The organism is Rhodococcus sp. 05-339-2 (assembly GCF_002258965.1).
GTDB lineage: Bacteria > Actinomycetota > Actinomycetes > Mycobacteriales > Mycobacteriaceae > Rhodococcoides.
In genome coordinates this window covers 289,546-309,019 of record NZ_NOYW01000020.1, presented here as the reverse complement: position 1 = coordinate 309,019, position 19,474 = coordinate 289,546, and the positions used below count along the sequence as shown (strand labels likewise).

General features: G+C 65.3%; 20 protein-coding genes and 1 riboswitch. Of the genes, 6 read left to right on the top strand and 14 right to left on the bottom strand.

All coding sequences use genetic code 11. The annotated features are described in order from the left end of the window. Positions 1–19: 19 nt before the first annotated feature. On the top strand, positions 20–1,489 hold the full coding sequence (locus CH273_RS24105) for a sensor histidine kinase (RefSeq protein ID WP_082322626.1): 1,470 nt from the start codon (positions 20–22) through the stop codon (positions 1,487–1,489). After that, positions 1,474–2,136, top strand: a complete 663-nt coding sequence (locus CH273_RS24100; protein ID WP_032397466.1) for a response regulator transcription factor — start codon at positions 1,474–1,476, stop codon at positions 2,134–2,136. The genes CH273_RS24105 and CH273_RS24100 overlap by 16 nt, the downstream gene beginning before the upstream one ends. A 36-nt stretch (positions 2,137–2,172) precedes the next feature. On the opposite strand, the gene CH273_RS24090 is transcribed toward CH273_RS24100, so the two are convergent. Next, on the bottom strand, positions 2,173–2,604 hold the full coding sequence (locus CH273_RS24090) for a hypothetical protein (RefSeq protein ID WP_179275545.1): 432 nt from the start codon (positions 2,602–2,604) through the stop codon (positions 2,173–2,175). 240 nt (positions 2,605–2,844) lie between these two features. On the opposite strand from CH273_RS24090, the gene CH273_RS24085 reads away from it, so the two are divergent. Then, positions 2,845–4,155 (top strand): D-alanyl-D-alanine carboxypeptidase family protein, encoded by a 1,311-nt coding sequence (locus tag CH273_RS24085; RefSeq protein WP_032397467.1) that lies wholly within the window; start codon positions 2,845–2,847, stop codon positions 4,153–4,155. A gap of 22 nt (positions 4,156–4,177) precedes the next feature. On the opposite strand, the gene yhjD is transcribed toward CH273_RS24085, so the two are convergent. The 9 genes from yhjD to CH273_RS24040 all read right to left on the bottom strand — a co-directional run bounded on the left by yhjD (position 4,178) and on the right by CH273_RS24040 (position 12,108). After that, entirely contained in the window at positions 4,178–5,197 is a 1,020-nt protein-coding gene (gene yhjD, locus CH273_RS24080) for an inner membrane protein YhjD (RefSeq protein WP_032398218.1), read from the bottom strand. Between the two features lie 64 nt (positions 5,198–5,261). Then, a complete protein-coding gene (trpS, locus tag CH273_RS24075) occupies positions 5,262–6,302 on the bottom strand; it encodes a tryptophan--tRNA ligase (RefSeq protein WP_032397468.1) in 1,041 nt (346 codons plus the stop codon). Positions 6,303–6,373: 71 nt separating this feature from the next. Continuing rightward, a complete protein-coding gene (locus tag CH273_RS24070) occupies positions 6,374–7,180 on the bottom strand; it encodes an exodeoxyribonuclease III (protein ID WP_082322674.1) in 807 nt (268 codons plus the stop codon). Between the two features lie 71 nt (positions 7,181–7,251). Beyond that, on the bottom strand, positions 7,252–8,154 hold the full coding sequence (gene yidC, locus CH273_RS24065) for a membrane protein insertase YidC (RefSeq protein WP_032397469.1): 903 nt from the start codon (positions 8,152–8,154) through the stop codon (positions 7,252–7,254). A gap of 63 nt (positions 8,155–8,217) precedes the next feature. Beyond that, complete coding sequence (locus CH273_RS24060; RefSeq protein ID WP_143546263.1) at positions 8,218–8,556, bottom strand: DUF6412 domain-containing protein; 339 nt, start codon at positions 8,554–8,556, stop codon at positions 8,218–8,220. Positions 8,557–8,618: 62 nt separating this feature from the next. Then, a complete protein-coding gene (locus tag CH273_RS24055) occupies positions 8,619–8,903 on the bottom strand; it encodes a DUF6412 domain-containing protein (RefSeq protein ID WP_032397470.1) in 285 nt (94 codons plus the stop codon). Between the two features lie 40 nt (positions 8,904–8,943). Beyond that, a complete protein-coding gene (locus tag CH273_RS24050) occupies positions 8,944–10,374 on the bottom strand; it encodes a DUF4153 domain-containing protein (RefSeq protein ID WP_082322627.1) in 1,431 nt (476 codons plus the stop codon). Positions 10,375–10,462: 88 nt separating this feature from the next. Continuing rightward, a complete protein-coding gene (locus tag CH273_RS24045; RefSeq protein WP_032397471.1) occupies positions 10,463–11,437 on the bottom strand; it encodes a HAMP domain-containing sensor histidine kinase in 975 nt (324 codons plus the stop codon). Beyond that, positions 11,434–12,108, bottom strand: coding sequence for a response regulator transcription factor (locus CH273_RS24040; protein WP_032397472.1), 675 nt, complete (start codon positions 12,106–12,108; stop codon positions 11,434–11,436). The genes CH273_RS24045 and CH273_RS24040 overlap by 4 nt, the downstream gene beginning before the upstream one ends. Positions 12,109–12,280: 172 nt before the next feature. Here CH273_RS24040 and CH273_RS24035 point away from each other — a divergent pair, with 172 nt between their 5' ends. Then, a complete protein-coding gene (locus tag CH273_RS24035) occupies positions 12,281–13,324 on the top strand; it encodes an ABC transporter substrate-binding protein (RefSeq protein ID WP_032397473.1) in 1,044 nt (347 codons plus the stop codon). Between the two features lie 12 nt (positions 13,325–13,336). On the opposite strand, the gene CH273_RS24030 is transcribed toward CH273_RS24035, so the two are convergent. Then, positions 13,337–14,476 (bottom strand): MFS transporter, encoded by a 1,140-nt coding sequence (locus CH273_RS24030; RefSeq protein ID WP_032398222.1) that lies wholly within the window; start codon positions 14,474–14,476, stop codon positions 13,337–13,339. A 334-nt stretch (positions 14,477–14,810) separates the two neighbouring features. Next, positions 14,811–14,933: riboswitch (SAM riboswitch) on the top strand. Positions 14,934–15,105: 172 nt separating this feature from the next. Here CH273_RS24030 and CH273_RS24025 point away from each other — a divergent pair. Continuing rightward, complete coding sequence (locus tag CH273_RS24025; RefSeq protein ID WP_082073732.1) at positions 15,106–16,455, top strand: bifunctional o-acetylhomoserine/o-acetylserine sulfhydrylase; 1,350 nt, start codon at positions 15,106–15,108, stop codon at positions 16,453–16,455. Beyond that, positions 16,449–17,597, top strand: coding sequence for a homoserine O-acetyltransferase MetX (gene metX / locus CH273_RS24020; RefSeq protein ID WP_371828400.1), 1,149 nt, complete (start codon positions 16,449–16,451; stop codon positions 17,595–17,597). The genes CH273_RS24025 and metX overlap by 7 nt, the downstream gene beginning before the upstream one ends. A gap of 15 nt (positions 17,598–17,612) precedes the next feature. Here metX and CH273_RS24015 read toward each other — a convergent pair whose 3' ends face one another. From CH273_RS24015 to CH273_RS24005, 3 genes are read right to left on the bottom strand one after another with little or no spacing between them, the layout of a single operon-like run. After that, positions 17,613–17,930 (bottom strand): DUF3017 domain-containing protein, encoded by a 318-nt coding sequence (locus CH273_RS24015; RefSeq protein ID WP_045195859.1) that lies wholly within the window; start codon positions 17,928–17,930, stop codon positions 17,613–17,615. 11 nt (positions 17,931–17,941) lie between these two features. After that, a complete protein-coding gene (locus tag CH273_RS24010) occupies positions 17,942–18,799 on the bottom strand; it encodes a bifunctional methylenetetrahydrofolate dehydrogenase/methenyltetrahydrofolate cyclohydrolase (RefSeq protein ID WP_032397475.1) in 858 nt (285 codons plus the stop codon). Positions 18,800–18,855: 56 nt separating this feature from the next. Further along, positions 18,856–19,464: a pentapeptide repeat-containing protein gene (locus CH273_RS24005; RefSeq protein ID WP_032397476.1), complete on the bottom strand. Its 609-nt coding sequence runs from the start codon at positions 19,462–19,464 to the stop codon at positions 18,856–18,858. Positions 19,465–19,474: the final 10 nt, after the last annotated feature.

Sequence of the window (19,474 nt, the reverse complement as noted above, 5' to 3'; positions counted from 1 at the left end):
CTGCGAGACCGACCACGTGATGCGGACGCGACTGCTCGCCCTGCGCCCGACGAGCGCTCGGAGCAGGATTTTCTCGTGGGTACTGCTGTTGGTGCTGGCATCTCTCGCGGCCGTCACCGTCACCACCTGGCTGCTGATGATCCGCGCGACCGACAATCGCATGCGCGAATCTCTGCGCACCGAGATCGCCGAGTTCACCACCCTCACCGACGCAGGCGTCGATCCGGGAACCGGCGCACCGTTCGACGACATCAACGACGTTCTCCGCGTGGTGATCACCTACAACCTCGCCCGCCCCAACGAGAAGTTCCTGGGTTACGTGGACGGTGCGTTCGCCGTACAGAGCAGGCAGCAGGCACCGGTGCGACTGTCCGACGACACCGGCTTCACCGCCGAGGTCGGCTCCGTCACCGCACCGGTCGAGGGTTCGTATTCGAGCGCGGCAGGCGAAGTGGTGTACCTCGCGGTGCCGGTCTCGCTGGCGGGCGACCCGGTGCCGAGCGTCGTGGTCGCCGCCTACTTCGCCGATCAGGAACGTGCCTCGGCCGACGAGACCGCGACCCTGATGCTCGTCGTCGGTGGCGTCACCTCGGTGCTGGCCGCAGTAGGGGCATGGTTCGTCGCGGGCCGCATCATGTCGCCGATCAGACACATCGCCGCCACCGCCAGAACGATCACCGAGACCGACCTGTCCGGCCGAATCACCGACGCCAGAACGACGGGTCCAGGCGACGACATCGCAGACCTGATCGACACACTGAACTCGATGCTCGACCGCATCGAGTCCGGCGCGGCGAGTCAGCGCCGATTCCTCGACGACGCCGGCCACGAGCTCCGCACTCCCATCACCATCGTTCGAGGTCATCTCGACGTGCTCGACCACGGGGACCCCGCCGACGTTCGAGATACCGTCGCGCTCGTCGACGACGAACTCGATCGGATGAATCGGCTCGTCGCCGACCTGTTGTTGCTCACCCGGGCCGACCAGACGAGCTTCGTCACGCCGGTGGACACCGATGTCGACGCCCTCACTCGAAGCGTGTTCGAGAAGGTGACCACCCTCGCCGACCGGGAATGGGTGCTGGAGGCGAGCGCAACGGTCCACGCGCCGCTGGATCCGCAACGACTGACCCAGGCACTGCTGGCGTTGGCGGACAACGCAACTCACCACACGATCCCCGGCGGTCGTGTCGGCATCGGATCGCAACTGTCCGACGGTGACATCCGCTTCTGGGTCACCGACTCCGGCCCGGGAATCGAGCGTGACGAGCAGGAACGAATCTTCGAGCGCTTCGCCCGCGGCCGCAACGGAACCAGACGCACCGAGGGCGCGGGGCTCGGATTGTCCATCGTCACCGCCATCGCACAGGCCCACCGTGGGCGAGTCAGTGTCGGCAGCGCTCCGGGGCACGGGGCCACATTCACCATCACGATTCCCCTGCCCGATTCCCCTCCCCCACAGAAGGATCGACCATGGCCCGCATCCTGATCGCCGAAGACGAACCCCGGATCGCTTCGTTCGTCCACAAGGGGCTCAGGGCGAGCGGTTTCAGCACGACGACGGTCTCCGACGGCAGATCCGCGTACGAACACGCCCGCAGCGGTGACTTCGATCTGGTGGTACTCGACATCGGCCTGCCGATCATGGACGGTTTCGAGGTACTGCAGCGACTGCGCGGAGAGCAGTGCGAGATACCGGTGATCGTGTTGACCGCACGCGACAGCGTCCAGGACGTGGTGTCCGGTCTCGAGACCGGTGCCGACGACTACATGGCGAAGCCGTTCCGATTCGAGGAACTGCTGGCGCGCATCCGAGTTCGCCTGGGCACCAAACGAACCGTCGACACCACTCAGCTCGCGGTCGCCGACCTCACCCTCGACCTGCGTACCCGGCGGGCCGTGGTGGGAGACCGCACCGTCGACCTGTCCGCCCGCGAGTTCGCCCTGGCCGAGACCTTCATGCGCCACCCCGGACAGGTCCTCTCACGAGAGCAACTCCTGTCGCAGGTGTGGGGCTACGACTTCGACCCTGGATCGAATGTCGTCGACGTCTACGTCCGCTACCTCCGAGCGAAATTCGGTGCCGCACGAATCGAGACCGTCCGCGGCATGGGATACCGACTGTCCGAGACATGAGTGGCGTCGGCCGGTGCCGACGCCACCGATCGAGTATCAGTCGTCCCGATCGTTGTCGTCGTTGTCATCGTCCAGATCGTCGTCGTTCAGATCGTCGTCGTCCAGATCGTCGTCGAGGTCGTCAATGCGGTCGTCCCAGTCGTCGTCACGACCGTCCAGATCGTCGTTGCGGTCGTCCCAGTCGTCGTCACGACCGTTCAGATCGTCGTTGCGATCGTCCCAGTCGTCGTTGCGGTCGTCCCAGTCGTCGTCGTAGCGGTCGTCCGGGATCTGGGTCGGCTCGGGCTGCTGGGGAGCTGCCGGCGGGTTCGGAGCCGAATCTGCCTCCGGCAGAGGCTGTTCCACCGAGATCGACGACGGGCGCTGCTGGGTGGGGTCGTCGTCGGCCATCGCGAGCGCGCCGACGCTTCCGAGGGTGACGACAACGGCTGCTGCACCGACGATCATGAACTTTCCTGGCATTCTCATGTCTGCTCCTTCGATCCGAGTTCTGTGGGCCACCGTTTCGGTGATGACTCAACGATCGCGGTCGAACGTGAGAAGCGAAGGAGCACAACATGAGCGAGTTCTCATACTCGCGACGGGCTAGTGGGTCGACGTTCGTCCGTTGCCGGTGACGATGTCGGGACGAGAACCAGGGTGGTTCGGGCGACGCTCGCCGGTGGGTCGCCACGTCGACCGACACCCGAGCGCCTATGGTGATTCGCGATGAAAAGGATCAGAAGTTTCGCGGCTGTATGTGCGGTATCGATTGCGCTCGTCGGAATCGGTGCTGGACCTGCCCTGGCACAGCCGGCCGCCGAGCCTCCGGTTCCGACGACGACACCGCCGTTCACGACGCCGGACACCGACAGCTGCCCGTTCGCCGCGTCACCGCCCCCGGCGATCGATCTGTCCGAGGTACCGGCACCTGGAAGCACTGCCCCGCAACCACTCCCGATTCCCGCCGAGGCCGTCGGCGGCGACCGGCTCGCCGAATGTGGGGCGGTGCTGCCGGACGGGGCTCCCCCGTTGCCTGCCGATATCTCGGCCACCGGGTTCGTGGTGGCCGACATGGACTCCGGCTCAGTACTGGCCGCCAAGGATCCGCACGGTCGGTACCGGCCGGCGAGCACTATCAAGGTGTTGCTTGCGATCGTCGCCCTCGACAAGCTGGATTTGAACTCTCGTATCACCGCGACCGCAGAGGACGCCGACGCCGAGGGCAGTGCCGTCGGCATCGGGAAGAACGGTGTCTACACCAATCTCGAATTGATGCAGGGTCTGGTGATGGCATCGGGAAACGATGCAGCACACGCGTTGTCCAGGCAGTTGGGCGGGGACGCGGCCACCGTGGAGAAAATGAATGCCAAGGCCGCAGAACTGGGTGCGCTCGACACGCGCACCGCCACGCCGTCCGGTCTCGACGGTCCCGGCATGGCGAGCTCGGCCTACGACCTGGCGTTGATCTACCGCGCGGCCATGCGCAACCCGACCTTCGCGCAATTGATTTCGACCGAAACCGTTCAGTTTCCCGGCTACCCGAGGGACCCAACGATCCCGGACGACCAAGACCGACCCGGGTTCGCCCTCTCCAACGACAATCAGCTGCTCTACAACTACGAGGGAGCTCTCGGCGGCAAGACCGGGTACACCGACGATGCGCGCCAGACATTCGTCGCAGGAGCAGAGCGGGGCGGCAGGCGTCTGGTCGTGACGATCATGAAGGGTGACGTGTTGCCGATCCGGCCGTGGGAGCAGGCGGCCCGCCTGTTGGACTACGGGTTCGCGCTCGATTCCGGCCGCGGCGTCGGCGAACTCGTGGAGCCGCGATCGACATCCGCGGTGACGAGTACGCGCACGCCCGCGGCCGGTCCGACGCTCGCCCAGCCGCCCGCATCGGCGTCCGGGTCGAGCTCCCGCCAGTCGGAGATGCAGGCCCAAGGCGACACCGTCGTTCGCATCGCGATCGGTGTCATCGGTTCGATCGTGGTGATCGGGCTGCTGTGGGGAGCTCGACGGCTGTCACGCAACCGCTGAGCCGGCTCGACCGACAGAGCGATCAGCGGCGTCTGTTGCGCAATCCTGCGACGCCGAGAGCAGCGAGGGCACCGGCACCCACCAGCGCCAGACCGCCCGTCACACCCGGCCCTTCGCTGACCTCGACCCTGTTGTTGATCACCGCCGGCTCCGGTGCCGGAACATGCGCCTCGGCGAGGCTTTCGCGAGTGGTCGCAGCGAACGCCGTGGAGAACAGCACCAGCCGTGACGTGGTGAACACGAACACCAGCAGACCGATGATGGGTCCGAAGACCACCCCTGCTGGGCCACTCGTCACCGAGGCCAGGTAGATGGCACCGAGCTGCTTGAAGATCTCGAACCCGACGGCAGCGAGCAGAGCGCCTTTGGCTGCGCTGTGCCACGAGACCGGCTCGCGCGGCAAACGCGAGATCACCCAGGTGAACAACGCCCAAGTACCCGAAAGCGCGAGAAGAATCGAGAAGACGCGCAGGGCCACGCCCACTCCCGGGACGGAATCGAGATTGGCCCACTCGAGAATGCTGCGCATCAGCCCACCTCCGGCCAGTGCCGACAACGCCAACGACAGCACCAGCGCGGTCCCCAGCCCCAGCAGCGCAGCGAAATCCTTGGCCTTGGTAGCCAGAAATCCACCCTGCTCGTGCTGGCTCTCCCACATGGCGGTCAGTGCCTCGCGCAGGTTCGCGATCCAACCGAGACCCGCATACAAGGCACCGAGCAGACCGATGATGCCGACACTGGTCCGTGACTCGATGGCCGTCTGGATCAGCGAATTGATCGTCTCGCCGAAACTGCCGGGAACGTTCTCGGCAATCTGCGACTGGATCTCGGCAAGCCACTCGGGCTGATTCACCAGCACGAATCCAGCGATCGCGAACGCGACCATCAGCAGTGGGAACAAGGCCAACACACTGAAGTACGTCATGCCTGCCGCGTAGTAATCGCCCTTCTGACCCTGATACCGCTGTGCCGCAACAACAGTGTGATCGAGCCAGGGCCACCGTTTGCGCCGGTCTTCGAGGATCGCCTTGAAATCTGGCATGGCACTCACCTTCTCGCTGTCGTCGCCTGCTGTCGGATCGTGTCGCCGCGGTGTGCCGTAGATGCTATGCACCCGGCGGCAGGAAACCCACCCTGTCGTAGACCTGAGCGAGCGTTCGACTCGCCACTTCCCTGGCTCGATCCGCACCGGCCGCGAGGATGCGATCGAGTTCGGCCACATCGGCCATGAACCCGTCCATCCGCTCCCGCAGGGGAACGACGAACTCGGTCAGAACGTCGGCGGTGTCGGACTTGAGGTCGCCGTACCCCTTACCCGCGTACCCGGCAACCAGATCGTCGATGCTCGCGCCCGACAGGGCAGACTGAATCACCAGCAGGTTGCTGACGCCCGCCTTGTTCTCCGGATCGAACACGATGTCGCGTTCGTTGTCCGTCACGGCCGAACGAATCTTCTTCGCCGACACCTTCGGATCGTCGAGGATGTTGACGATGCCCGCCGGATTCGACGAGGACTTGCTCATCTTCGCGGTGGGATCCTGCAGATCGAAGATCTTCGCGGTGCCCTTGATGATGTGCGCATCGGGCACGACGAACGTCTTCTTGAACCGCGTGTTGAAACGCTGTGCCAGATCGCGAGTCAACTCGAGGTGCTGCCGCTGATCCTCACCCACGGGCACCAGATTCGGCCGATAGAGCAGGATGTCGGCGGCCTGCAGAATCGGATAGGTGAACAGTCCGACGCTGGTGTGATCGCGACCCTGCTTGGCGGACTTGTCCTTGAACTGAGTCATCCGCGCAGCTTCACCGAATCCGGTGATGCAGTTCAGAACCCACGCCAACTGTGCATGCTCGGGCACCTGACTCTGCACGAACAGCGTCGACTTCTCCGGATCGATGCCCACGGCGAGCAACTGCGCTGCGGCCACACGGGTACGGCGACGAAGCTCCTTGGGATCCTGCGGCACGGTGATCGCATGCAGGTCCGGGATGAAGTAGAACGCATCGAACTCGTCCTGCAACTCCACCCAGTTCCGCACCGCACCCAGGTAGTTACCGAGATGGAACGAATCGGCAGTCGGTTGGATGCCGGAGAGCACCCGCCGACGCGGACCCTGCGGAGTGTCGATGGAGTCGGAAGAAGACATGATGCAATCTTTTCACGACCTCATCGACGCCCACTTCCTGCCTGCCGAGATCGTCACCCACAGGCTCCGCTCTAGCGATAGCGCACGGTCACCGGAGCATGATCGGACCATCGCTGGTCGTACGCCTCGGCCCGCTCGGTGATCGCTTCCTTGGCACGCTCGGCCAGATCACTGGTGGCCAACTGATAGTCGATCCGCCAGCCGGCGTCGTTGTCGAAGGCCTTGCCGCGGTAGGACCACCAGCTGTACGGACCCTCGACACCCGGGTGCAACACCCGGACGACATCGGTCCACGGGGCCTTCTCGGCGAGCAACCGCGACACCCACTCCCGTTCCTCGGGCAGAAAACCGGAGTTCTTCCGGTTGGTCTTCCATGCCTTCAGATCGGCCTCGGTGTGGGCGATGTTCCAATCGCCGCAGACCACCACATCGCGATTCTCGGACTTCGCGGACTTGGCCGTCTTCGCCAGGTACTTCGCGAACGCCGCCATGAAACGTTCCTTCTCGTCCTGACGCTCGGTACCCACCTCACCCGACGGCAGATACAGGCTGGCCACGGTGACGTCGCCGAAGTCGGCTTCGATGTAGCGACCGGCATCGGCGAACTCGACGGCCCCGATACCGGTACGAATGGCATCGGGAGCCGCCTTCGACAGCAAGGCCACCCCGTTGCGGCCTTTCGCGGACGGCTCCGCCGAGGCCAGATGCCAGCCCGCATCGAGGGCCGGGGCCAGCGCCTTGGTCAGTTCCCCGTCGTTGGCGCGGGTTTCCTGCAAGCAGATGACGTCGGCATCGGTGGCCGCGAGCCACGGCAGCATGCCCTTGCGAACAGCAGCGCGAATTCCGTTGACATTGACAGTGGAGACAGTGATCGGCACGCCGACGACGGTAGCGGAGCCCACCGACACACGGGACGTGGGCTGCACATCGAGGTCGTTCCCGCAGGCTCCTACCGTCGCCTCGGCTTTGTCCCTGGTTTCGGGGCGGTGACCACCGATGTGACCTCCGGCGAGATACTCGTTTCTCGGTCGATGCGTCGGTAGACGAGGTGCTGTTGGGCATAGGTCCAGATGTTGTTGCTCACCCAGTACAACAACACCGCGACCGGAAGCACCGGCCCGCCGACGAGCACGCCCGCCGGGAACACCCAGAGCACGAGCTTGTTCATGATCGCGGTCTGTGGGTTGGCGAGCGCCGCTGCGTCCTGCCGGGCGACGGACGCCCGCGAGTTCATGTGCGTGGCCACCGCAGCGACGATCATCAACGGGACCGCCACGAACGCGATGCTCCACACCGACGGCACTCCACCGAACGGACCGAAGGCCTCGAGCACCTCCCGAGAACTGTTGACGGCCGCAGAGATCGGCGCGCCGAACAGGCGTGCGTCGAGAAAGGACTGCACATCGGCGGCGCTGAAGACATAATTCGCAGTGTTCGCATTCTCCTGCGCCGTCATACCCAGATGACCGAATCCGGTTCCGGTTCGATTGAACGAGCGCAGCACGTGCAGCAGACCGATGAAAACCGGGCCCTGCGCCAGCAGGGGCAGGCACCCCATCAACGGGTTGAAACCGTGCTCCTGCTGCAACTTCCGAATCTCGGTGGCCTGCCGAGCACGGTCCCCGGAGTATTTCTTCTGTACGGCCTCGATCTGTGGTCGGAGCCTCTTCATGGCGAGCTGCGAACGAATCTGGCCGACGAACGGCTTGATCAGCAGCGCCCGCAGTGTGAACACCAGGAATATCACCGCCAGGGCCCAGGCGACACCGTTGTCGGGGCCGAGCACGGACCCGAAGACTCGGTGCCAGAACCACAGCACGGCGGAGACGGGATAGTAGACGAAATCGAGCATGGTGGAGCACCTCACTGTGAGAGAAGTCGGTCGGTTGGCGTCTCGACCGGATCTCGCAGTGGCTCAGACGAAGTGGAGCCACCGGTCCGGTCCACGGACCGGACCGGGTGCTCTGGGCATGGGGCGACCTGGCGAATCGGGTTGCTGTTGCCTGCGGAACGATCCCCGAAGTCGCCGCCCGTCGGCGCCTGCAGCGCACGACGACAGCGGTGCGATCAGTGCAAGGTCGGACGGCGCACCGAGCACGACCAGGGACGCCGCGACCAGCGCACCGAACATCGCTATCTGTGCGGCGGGTTGGGCGTCGACGACGGCAAAGACGACGAGCAGGACGGCCAGGACGCCGACCAGCGTCCCGGCGTAGCGTCGAATCGCCATGTGGACAGGTCGAGAATCGAGCATCTTCGGTTCCTCGTGACAGCCTCGCGGACAACGGGTTGCGAAGGCGTGGGGGAACTTTCGAGCTACAGTGCCCCCACCGGCATACCGGGTGCGCGCGGCTGCGGGCGTCCAGGGGCATCCGGTCGATGTTGACGCCGGAACGCACCTCGACGGTGGCGTTCCTCTGCGGCGGGGCCGATAATCGGCAGCAGGCGCAGCAGTGCCGGAACATCGACGCGGTGCGCGAGCAGCATCAGCGTCGTCAGTGCCGCAACGAGAAGCAGGGCGAAATCTGCGGTTGCGGCCGGCATCGTCAGGTGCAGCGCCACGAGAAGCAGCGAGGTGACGACCATGCTCTGGTATCGCATCGCGCACCTCCCTGATGTGTCACTGAACCCGAGTCGTTGCTCAGGGTACAGATACCGAGGGGTCCGTGCACAGGTGCCAGGTGTCGCCGACGATGACCGGACCGCGGGCCCGTACACACGGACGCACGTACTTCGGCAGTCGGTCGAGCTCCGCGTCGGCGTCGGCCGACAACCCACCCACGTAGGACGTATCGATGCGTCCGGTCTGCTCGAAGCGATCGACGTTGTGCCGAGCGATGTACGCATCCGGGTTCAGGGCGGCCAGCGCGAGCACGGTCAGAACTGCACCGACGCCCACGGCTCTCGGTAGCCAGCGCCCCGACATCCGCACGCCCGACACCAGAACCAGTACGAACACCGATCCCAGCCACCACTCGACAGCCGTGACGAACAACCTGAGCGTCGTGTAGCCGTACTGCTGCTCGTACAACGACATTCGATGCAGGGCCGACGCAACGATCACCGACGACAGCAGGCACAGCGCTCCGAGCAACGCCCGCAGTGCGATGCGATCTCCCCGGTCTTCTCGTCGAGCCTTCGCGACCGTCACAGCGATGACGAGCAGTGTCAGTACCGTGACCGCGAGCAATTGCCAGAAGCCCTGTCGGGCGTATTCGGCATTGGTCAGACCCTCGGTGGTGAGGACGTGTCCCTGCCCGCCGAACAACGTCGGCACCTGAAACCCCACGAACACGGCGAACAGGGCCACCACCGCCCCGAGCGGAACCATCCACTCCCACAACTGCACTGTTCGACGCGGCGACGGTGCGAGCCGATCGAACCGAGGCGGATGCAGCGCGACGTAGGTGACGGCGAGCGCACCTGCTGCGGTGAGAACGAAGACGACAATGCGCCCGACGACGGACGCGGCATCGAACTCGGGTGTCACCGCACTCAGTGCATCCGCAAAACGCTTGTCGGCCGCACCGAACAACGCCGCGAACACGACGAGCAGCGCGATCGTGACAACCGAGACCATGCCTATCCGCACCGGCCGTGGCCCTTCCAGATCGATCGAATTAGCTCCGCGTCGGGTCCACCGAGCCACGCGCACCGGCAGAAAGGCCGGCACCAGAGCGCCGAGTGCGATTCCCGTCCATGTCCAGGCACGAGAGAGGACCACCACCGCGACCACGATGGCGAGCGTCGTCGACATCGTGACGATCCACTCGGCCTCGCGCAGTACCGACACGCTCGCCAATGCCAGCACTCCTGCCGCCCCTGCCCATTCCCACGGCGTGAGCCTGCCGCTGCGCGCTGCGAGCACGACGGCCACGAAGGCGAGGGCAGTGATCAGCACACCGAATGTGTTGTTCACCAGCGTCACCGAACCGATCAGCCCGGCGACAGCGGCCCCGATCAGCGCCGCACGGGGAGCCTGCGCATACCTCAGCACCGGCCAGGTGCGAGGCCCCCAAAGAGAGTGAACGTGCTTCGCAGTCGGATGAGTAGGAGTGTCGATCGTGGTCATGGCGCTTCCTTCTTCTGTGTTTCGGGCATGGAAGGTCGGCGGCTGCGGTCCGGGGACGTGCAGTCGCGGTTCGGATGTATCGAGCAAGTCAGTGTTCGGGGATGGCCACTCTGATGTGGCAGCCGAATTCGCTGTCGAGAACTTCGATGGTTCCGCCGTGCAGTTCGGTGGCCCAGCGCGCGATGCCGAGGCCAAGACCTGTTCCACCGTCGGTGGATCCGCCGCGGGTGAATCGGTCGAACACCGCATGGCGATCGGCGAGCGCGATGCCTGGACCCTGGTCGACGACGTCGAATGCATACGCTCCGCCGATCCGATGGGCCCGTATCGTCACGGTGCTCGAATGGGGGGAATGCCGCACGGCGTTGTCGACGAGGTTGGTGATCACCTGTGTCATGCGAGATCGGTCGGCCACCACAGTCGAATCACCGGGCGAGACGACGATCGACACACGTTCGCGGTGCACGGCTGTCGCATCCTCGAGGAATTGCCGCACTGCGAACTCCTCCGGGGCAATGGTGAGCACACCGCCCTCCACCCGCGACAGGTCGAGCAGTTCGCTGACCAGATCTCCGAGTCTCTCGGTTTGGCGCAGCGCCACCGCCAGCGTCGCGGGATTCGGCTCGGTCACCCCGTCGACCATGTTCTCGAGCACGGCACGCAGCGCGGCGATGGGCGTCTTCAACTCGTGCGAGACATTGCCGATGAGTTCGCGGCGGTACTTCTCGGCTGCTTCCAGATCACTCGACATGGTGTTGAACGCAGTGGCCAACTCCCCCACCTCGTCCCTGGATGTCGCCCGCACTCGCGTCGAATAGTCGCCTCGCGCCATCGCTTTGGCGGCCGAAGTCATCTCGCGCAGTGGTGACGTCATCCCGTGGGCGACGAATTGGGTTGCGGCCAAGGACACGACGAGCGCGGCGAGGAGGGTGTAGCGAAACTGCCAACCCGCCCCGATCCAGAACACGACGCTCGCCAGGACCAGCACTGTGCCCACGACGAGCGAGACCTTGAGCTTGAACGACCGCAACGGATCCAACGGTCGCGGCAGCATTCGCGTCATCGCGGAGACTCCACGGCGTAGCCCACGCCGTGCACGGTGCGAATGAGATCTCCACCGAGTTTGCGCCGCAACGCTTTGACGTGAGAATCGACCGTCCTGCTACTGGCCGAATCGTCCCAGCCCCACAGTTCCGACAGCAGGGTTTCACGCGAGACCGCGGTGCGCGGCCGCGCGGCCAGATAGGCGAGGATGTCGAATTCCGTTCTGGTCAAATGGATGTCGCCGGAGGGACTGGTCACGCGTCGTTCCCGGTGGTCGATCTGCACGTCACCGATTCGAACTGCCTGTGGTTCGACGGCCACCGCACGCTCGGCACGCCGAACCAGGGCGTGTACGCGAGCGACCAGCTCGCGCATACTGAACGGCTTGCCCAGATAGTCGTCCGCGCCGACGCCCAGGCCGACGAGCATGTCCGTCTCGTCGGACTTGGCCGTCAACATCAACACCGGCACCGGGCGGGCCGCCTGAATCCGGCGGCACACTTCGAGCCCGTCGAACCCGGGCAGCATCAGATCGAGCACCACCACGTCGGGATCGATCCGGGCGCACGCGTCGACGGCGGACGGGCCGTCGGCGGCCGTGACGACCTCGTACCCTTCGCCGCGCAGCCGGGCCGCAACGGCCTCGGAGATCGTGGGCTCGTCGTCGACGACGAGAACTGTGCGGCTCATGAGAATCGACCCTAGAGGGCGCACGTGGAGGAGCCCGTCGGGAAATGTGGAGGTTCGGTGAAGGTTCGAGCAGCTCGTTTCCCGTCGCGGGGCCAGGCGGACTCGGTGGCGCGCTGAAGTTAGGGTCGGCTACCCTTCCCGGTGTTAGCCAACCCTTACGAAAGGCGTCTCGATGCTCATCCGACCTCTTCACCGCACCTGGGCGGTGTGCGCGATCGCGCTGACCACCGCGGGAATGCTGACTGCGTGCTCGAGTTCCGCCGACGAGGCACCGCCGACGGCCGGTGGCGCGTCCGTTTCGGCGGCGTTCCCGGTGACGATCGAGCACGCGTTCGGTGAGACCGTAGTCCCGGACGAGCCCACTCGCGTCGTGGTGGCCGGGTACACCGAGCAGGACACGGTCCTGGCACTCGGCGTGATACCCGTCGGGGTCACCGAGTGGTACGGCAACCAGCCGTACGCCACCTGGCCGTGGGCCCAGGCAGCGTTGGGCGACGCACAGCCCGAGGTGCTCTCGAACGACGACGGATTCGAGACGGAGAAGATCGCCGCACTCGAGCCCGATCTGATCATCGCCACCAACGCGGGTCTCACGGCGGAGAGCTACAGCATGCTCAGCGACATCGCGCCGACGCTCGCACAGTCCGACGCATCGACTGCCTACTTCGAACCCTGGGACATCCAGGCCGAGAAGATCGGCCGTGCACTCGGAAAGAAGTCCGAGATCGACGCATTGATCGAGGGCGTGAACCAGAAGTTCGTCGACGCTGCGGGCGCGCACCCCGAATTCGCCGGCAAGAAGGCGATCTTCCTCCAGAACGCGTTCTACGAGGGCAAGGCGATCGCGTACCAGGACGGGTTGAGCACGGACTTCCTGACGAAACTGGGCTTCGTCATCCCGGATGACATCGACGCGTACGTGCCTGCCGACGGCAGTGCGCAGGCGAGCATCCCGCTGGAGAACCTGTCGGTTCTGAACGCGGCCGACGTGTTGATCTGGGGAACCGAGGAGCCCGGCGACCGCGCACAGTTGGAGAAGGAAGCGGTGTACAACGCACTCGAGCCGGTGAAGGACGGCAACCTCGTGTTCACCGACGGTGTGACGGCAGGAGCGATCTACTTCACCAGCGTGCTCAGCCTGCCGTACGTGATCGACAAGCTCACCCCGGCACTGACCGAAGCTCTCGGGGGAACTGCCGCGACCATCACCGGCTGATCCGGCGCGACTCTACGCAGCCGAACGCTTGTCCATCCACATGGCGGTGGCCAGAACACCGAGACCGGCCACCGCCAGGCCCGAGCCGACGGCGGCGGGTGCCGTATAGCCGAATCCGGCGGCGATCACGGCACCGCCGACTGCCGCTCCGATGGCGTTGGCCAGGTTGAACGCGGCATGGTTGAGCGATGCGGCGAGCGTCTGGGCGTCCTCGGCCACGTCCATCAACCTCGTCTGCAGACCGGGTACCACCGAGGAGCCGGACGCACCGATGAGGAACACCAGCAGTAGCGCGGTGATCGGGTTGTGTGCGGCCACGACGAACACCGCAAGGAACACGGCAGTTGCGGCCAGGCCGACGAAGGTGCCCTTGAGCTGGTAACGGTCGGCGAGCCATCCGCCCGCGTAGTTTCCGGCGACCATTCCCAGGCCGTAGATCATCAGGGCGACCGGGACGAGTGCGCGGGCCAGACCGGCGACGTCGGTCAGCGTCGACGCGATGTAGGTGTACACCGCGAACATGCCGCCGAATCCGACGATGCCCACGAACAGGGTCATCCACACCTGGCTGCGGCGCAGTGCGCCGAGCTCGGTGATGGGGCTGGTGGTCGGCATCGCGTCGAGTCGCGGCATCCAGAGAACGAGCGCGGCGACGGTGAGGGCACCGATGACGGCCACGAGAGTGAACGCACTGCGCCATCCCAGCGCCTGCCCGATCCAGGTCGCCACCGGTACGCCGACGACGTTGGCGACCGAGAGTCCCATCATCACCATCGCCACGGCCTTGGCTCGTTTGCCGGGTTCGGCGAGGTGGGCAGCCACCAGAGCCGCAACACCGAAGTACGCACCGTGCGGCAGACCCGCAACGAATCGCGAGGCCACCAGCTCGTCGAAGCTGGGCGCGAACACGGTGCCGAGGTTTCCGAGGGTGAAGGCCACCATCAGCGCCAACAGCAACATCCGGCGCGGAACGCGGGCAGCCAGGGCTGCGATGGTCGGGGCACCGACGACCACACCGAGGGCGTACGCGGAGATCATGTGGCCGGCCGAGGGCTCGGAGATCCCCATCGTCGTCGCGATGTCCGGCAACAGACCCATCGACGCGAACTCCGTGGTGCCGATTCCGAAGCCGCCGATGGACAGAGCCAGCATCGCGAGCTTGCGGCGGGTGGAGTGCGGTCGGTGACTGACACTCAGGCCACTCGACACCTTGCCGCGCGCAGCGCTGACTCGGGCAAGAGCGGAATCGGTGACAGTCACAGCAATACAACCTTCGTGTGGAGATCGGGGGCAGAGGAAGCGTCCTGGAGTCGAGCCTGTGAAAGAAGGCCGACCGAAGCAGGAACGTAGCTCCGGTCAATTGTCTTCCCGAAGGTGTCCCGTTTTCGCGTCTACGAGCGGTGATCGTCCTCACGCGAGCATCTGCTCGAGTTCCGGCCGAGCCCTTGTTCCGGTGATGTGCCGTCACCCGCTAGGATATTCGCCAGGTCATGAGTGCCAGCATCGAGCCCCGGCTTGCTGGCCGGCAACCCTCCAACCGCGGTGGGGTGCCCCGGGTGAACGACCAGGCCGATCCGGTATGCGAGTGCCGTATCGACAAGCGCGGGTCCGCAGGAAGCGGACCCACTGAACCTTCGGCCCCCAGGGTCCGAAGCCTGTCAGGAGGTTCTCTCATGTGTTGCTGTACCGATACGCCCCGTAGCGCTCGACTTCTCGAGCTTCATTCGACATTCGAATCGTCTTAGACGGACTCGTCCAAAGAAAACGGAGTATCACCAGCCATGACCGATTCCACCCCCGACGTCGTCGACGCCACCGGAGCCCCCACCGAGGATCCGTTCACCGATCCTGCCGCCGACTGGAGCTTCGAGACCAAGCAGATCCACTCGGGCCAGACCCCGGACGGCACCACCAAGGCTCGTGCGTTGCCGATCTACCAGACCACCTCGTACACGTTCGACAACACCGATCACGCAGCTGCCCTGTTCGGCCTGGCAGAACCCGGCAACATCTACACCCGCATCATCAACCCGACGCAGGATGTCGTCGAGCAGCGCATCGCCGCCCTCGAAGGTGGAGTCGCGGCGTTGTTGCTCGCATCGGGTCAAGCCGCCGAGACGTTCGCGATCCTCAATCTCGCGGAGGCAGGCGACCACATCGTGTCGAGCCCGCGGCTCTACGGCGGCACGTACAACCTGTTCCACTACACGCTCCCCAAGCTGGGCATCACCGTCTCGTTCGTCGACGATCCCGACGATCTCGAGCAGTGGCGTGCCGCGATCACTCCGTCGACCAAGGCGTTCTACGGCGAGTCGATCTCGAACCCGAAGAACGACATTCTCGACATCCCGGGGATCTCGGCCGTGGCCCACGAGAACGGCATCCCGCTGATCGTGGACAACACGGTGGCGACGCCGTACCTGCTGCAGCCGTTGAAGCACGGGGCCGACATCGTGGTGCACTCCGCGACGAAGTATCTCGGCGGCCACGGAACGGCGATCGCGGGCGTCATCGTGGACGGCGGGACGTTCGATTGGACGCAGGGCCGTCATCCCAACTTCACCACCGCGGATCCGAGCTACCACGGCGTCGTGTTCGCCGATCTCGGTGCGCCCGCATTCGCGCTGAAGGCACGCGTTCAACTGTTGCGCGACATCGGTGCTGCGGTCTCTCCGTTCAACGCCTTCCTCATCAGCCAGGGCCTGGAAACGTTGAGCCTTCGGATCGAGCGGCACGTGGCGAACGCACAGAAGGTTGCCGCCTTCCTCGCCGGTCGCGACGACGTCGTCTCGATCAACTACGCCGGACTCGAGTCCTCGCCGTGGTACCAGCGCGGGCAGGAGTTGTTGCCGAAGGGGCAGGGCGCGATCATCGCGTTCGAGCTGAAGGGAGGCGTTGACGCGGGCAAGAAGTTCGTCAACGCACTCACTCTCCACAGCCACGTCGCTAACATCGGAGACGTGCGTTCACTCGTCATCCATCCCGCTTCCACCACCCATTCCCAGCTGACTCCGGAAGAGCAGCTGGCGTCGGGTGTCACTCCCGGCCTGGTGCGTCTCGCCGTGGGCATCGAGGGAATCGACGACATCATCGCCGACCTCGAGGTCGGATTCAGCGCGGCGGCATCTTGAGCCACAGCTGCGACACAGGCGTTCGTCCGGAGGCGGTACTTCCGTCTCCGGACGGGCGGTTGGGAACCATCGACATCGGTGGTCTGGATCTCGAGAACGGCTCTCGAATCCCTCAGGTCACCGTCGCGGTGCAGCGCTGGGGCGAACTCGCCACCGACCGCAGCAACGTCGTGCTCGTCGAGCACGCCCTGACCGGGGACTCGCATGTATCCGGTCCGCCGGATGCCGATCACGCTCTGCCCGGTTGGTGGAACGGAATGGTCGGTCCCGGCTGCCCTATCGACACCGACGAGTGGTGCGTCGTGGCGACGAACGTGCTCGGCGGCTGCGGCGGGACCACGGGCCCGAGCAGCATTTCTCCCGACGGCATGCCGTACGGATCTCGCTTCCCGGACATCTCCATCCGTGATCAGGTCGCTGCCGAGGCGGCCGTGGCCGACGTACTGGGAATCGAGCGGTTCGCAGCCGTCGTCGGCGGCTCGATGGGCGGGATGCGCACCCTCGAATGGATCGTGGGCCATCCCGACCGAGTGGCGGCCGCCTTGGTCCTGGCAGTCGGCGCCAGGGCAACTGCCGACCAGATCGGTACCCAGACGACACAGATCGCCGCGATCAAGGCCGATCCAGGGTGGCTCGGCGGCAACTACCACGACACCGGCACCTCGCCGACCGCCGGACTCGGCATCGCGCGACGCATCGCGCACCTGACGTACCGGACCGAGAGCGAACTTGACAACAGGTTCGGGAACACACCGCAGAACGACGAAGACCCGTGGGCCGGCGGCAGATACTCCGCACAGAGCTACCTGGAGCATCAGGCTGCCAAACTCGTCAACCGGTTCGACGCGGCGACGTACGTACTGCTCAGTGAGGCAATGAACCGTCACGATGTGGGCCGTGGCCGCGGCGGAGTGGCCGAAGCTCTTGCGTCCACGCCGGTTCCGACGATCGTCGGCGGAGTCGACTCCGATCGCCTGTATCCGCTTCGCCTGCAGAAGGAGATCGCTCGCGAACTCCCGCAGTGCCGCGGACTCGAAGTGATCCAGTCTCGCGACGGACACGACGGCTTCCTCACCGAGGCCGATTCGGTGGCGAAGCTGCTCGCCGAGACGATGGAGCTGGCCCGCCTCGGACGGCGCTGACACCGCCGGACAAGGTCAGTCGGTCCCCAGCGGATCGATCGACAGCGACAGAAAGACGATCGCTCCGCCGACGCAGCCCAGCGCCAGCACATCGAACACACGACTGCGCACTTGCAATGTGCCGACTCGTGTTTCGGGCAGGCACAGCCGCAGGACGGCCGCCAGCAGTGCGGCGCATCCGAAGATGAATGCGCCGCGCCGCCAGCGATCGGCCAGCACCAGAATCAGCGCGGCGAGGACGACGACCGAGACTGCGACGATCGGTAGATTGCGCGTGACTGCAGCGCGAAATCCTGTGTCGAGCTCCCGCCGCGCATCCTCTGGATGGTTCACGTCCGGTTCGCTCAGCTCTCGGCAGCGACGCGCTCGGCGCGCTCGACGACGTTGGTGAGCAGGAAGGCCCGGGTCAGCGGGCCGACGCCGCCGGGGTTGGGCGACAGGAATCCGGCCACCTCCGCGACATCGCCTGCAACGTCGCCGCGCAGTCCGTCCTCGGTGCGGGTGACCCCGACGTCGAGCACCGCAGCACCCGCCTTGACCATGTCCGCAGTGATCAACCCGGGCACTCCGGCAGCAGCGATGACGATGTCCGCGCGTGAGACCTCGGCGGCCAGATCACGAGTTCCTGTGTGGCACAACGTCACTGTTGCGTTCTCGGAACGCCTCGTGAGCAACAGGCCGATGGGTCGCCCCACCGTCACTCCGCGGCCGATGACCACCGCGTGCGCACCGTCGAGAGCAACGTCGTATCGGCGCAGCAGGTGCACGATCCCGCGAGGTGTACACGGCAGTGCGGCATCCTTGCCCAGTACCAGCCGTCCGAGATTGATCGGGTGCAGACCGTCGGCGTCCTTGTCCGGATCGATTCGCTCGAGCGCAGCGTTCTCGTCGAGATGCTTCGGCAAGGGCAGCTGGACGATGTAGCCGGTGCATTCGGGGTTGGCATTGAGTTCGTCGATGACGGCTTCGAGATCTGCCTGGGTGATGTCCGCGGGCAGATCGCGACGAATCGAGGTGATGCCGACCTTGGCGCAGTCGTTGTGCTTGCCCCGGACGTACGCGGCCGAACCCGGATCATCGCCCACCAGCACGGTCGCCAGACCTGGGGTGATGCCCTTCTCACGCAGCGTTGCCACGCGGGCGGTGAGATCGACGAATATCTCGTCACGGGTCGCTTTGCCATCGAGAATCGTTGCAGTCACCCGGTCATTGTTCCAGGTTCGGCGTCAGCAGCGGCGCACCGGTCCGATCACCACCGTCAACCCTCGACGACGAGCCCATGAGCTGCCGCATAGGCCACCGCCTGCATCAGTTCGATCTTCGCGTTGCGCACGCTCGCGCTCACCCACAGCGATGCGTCGGCAACGGCTCCACGAAGATCCGCCTCGTCGAACTTCGCATCGATTGCCCGGGCACCCGAGAAATCGACCGAGCGCACGGTTGCCTTCCGGAAGTCTGCGGACACGAGGTTCGCTTCCCGCATCCGGCACCCCGTCAGATCGAGGCCGCGAAGGTCCGCGTTGCCCAGCGATGCGAGGGTGAAGTCGACTTCGTCGTAGGTCGCTGGACGCATGCGACTGTCGACGAACACGGAGCCCATCATGGTCGAATGGCGAAAAGTGCTGTGCTGCAGATTGGTCCGAGTGAAAGTGCACGATCGAAATGCAGAGTTCGTATGAACCGATTCGGTCAGGTCGGTACCGGTGAAGTCGCATTCGGTGAACACCACCGACTCGGTTCGGACGCCGCTCATGTCCGCGTCGCGAAAGATACATCGAACGAACTGCCTACCGGTCCACTCCTGCCCGTCGAGCCGCGTGTCGGAAAAATCCTCACCGATCGTCTGTTCGTCGTCCACCTGCCCCATACTTCCCGGG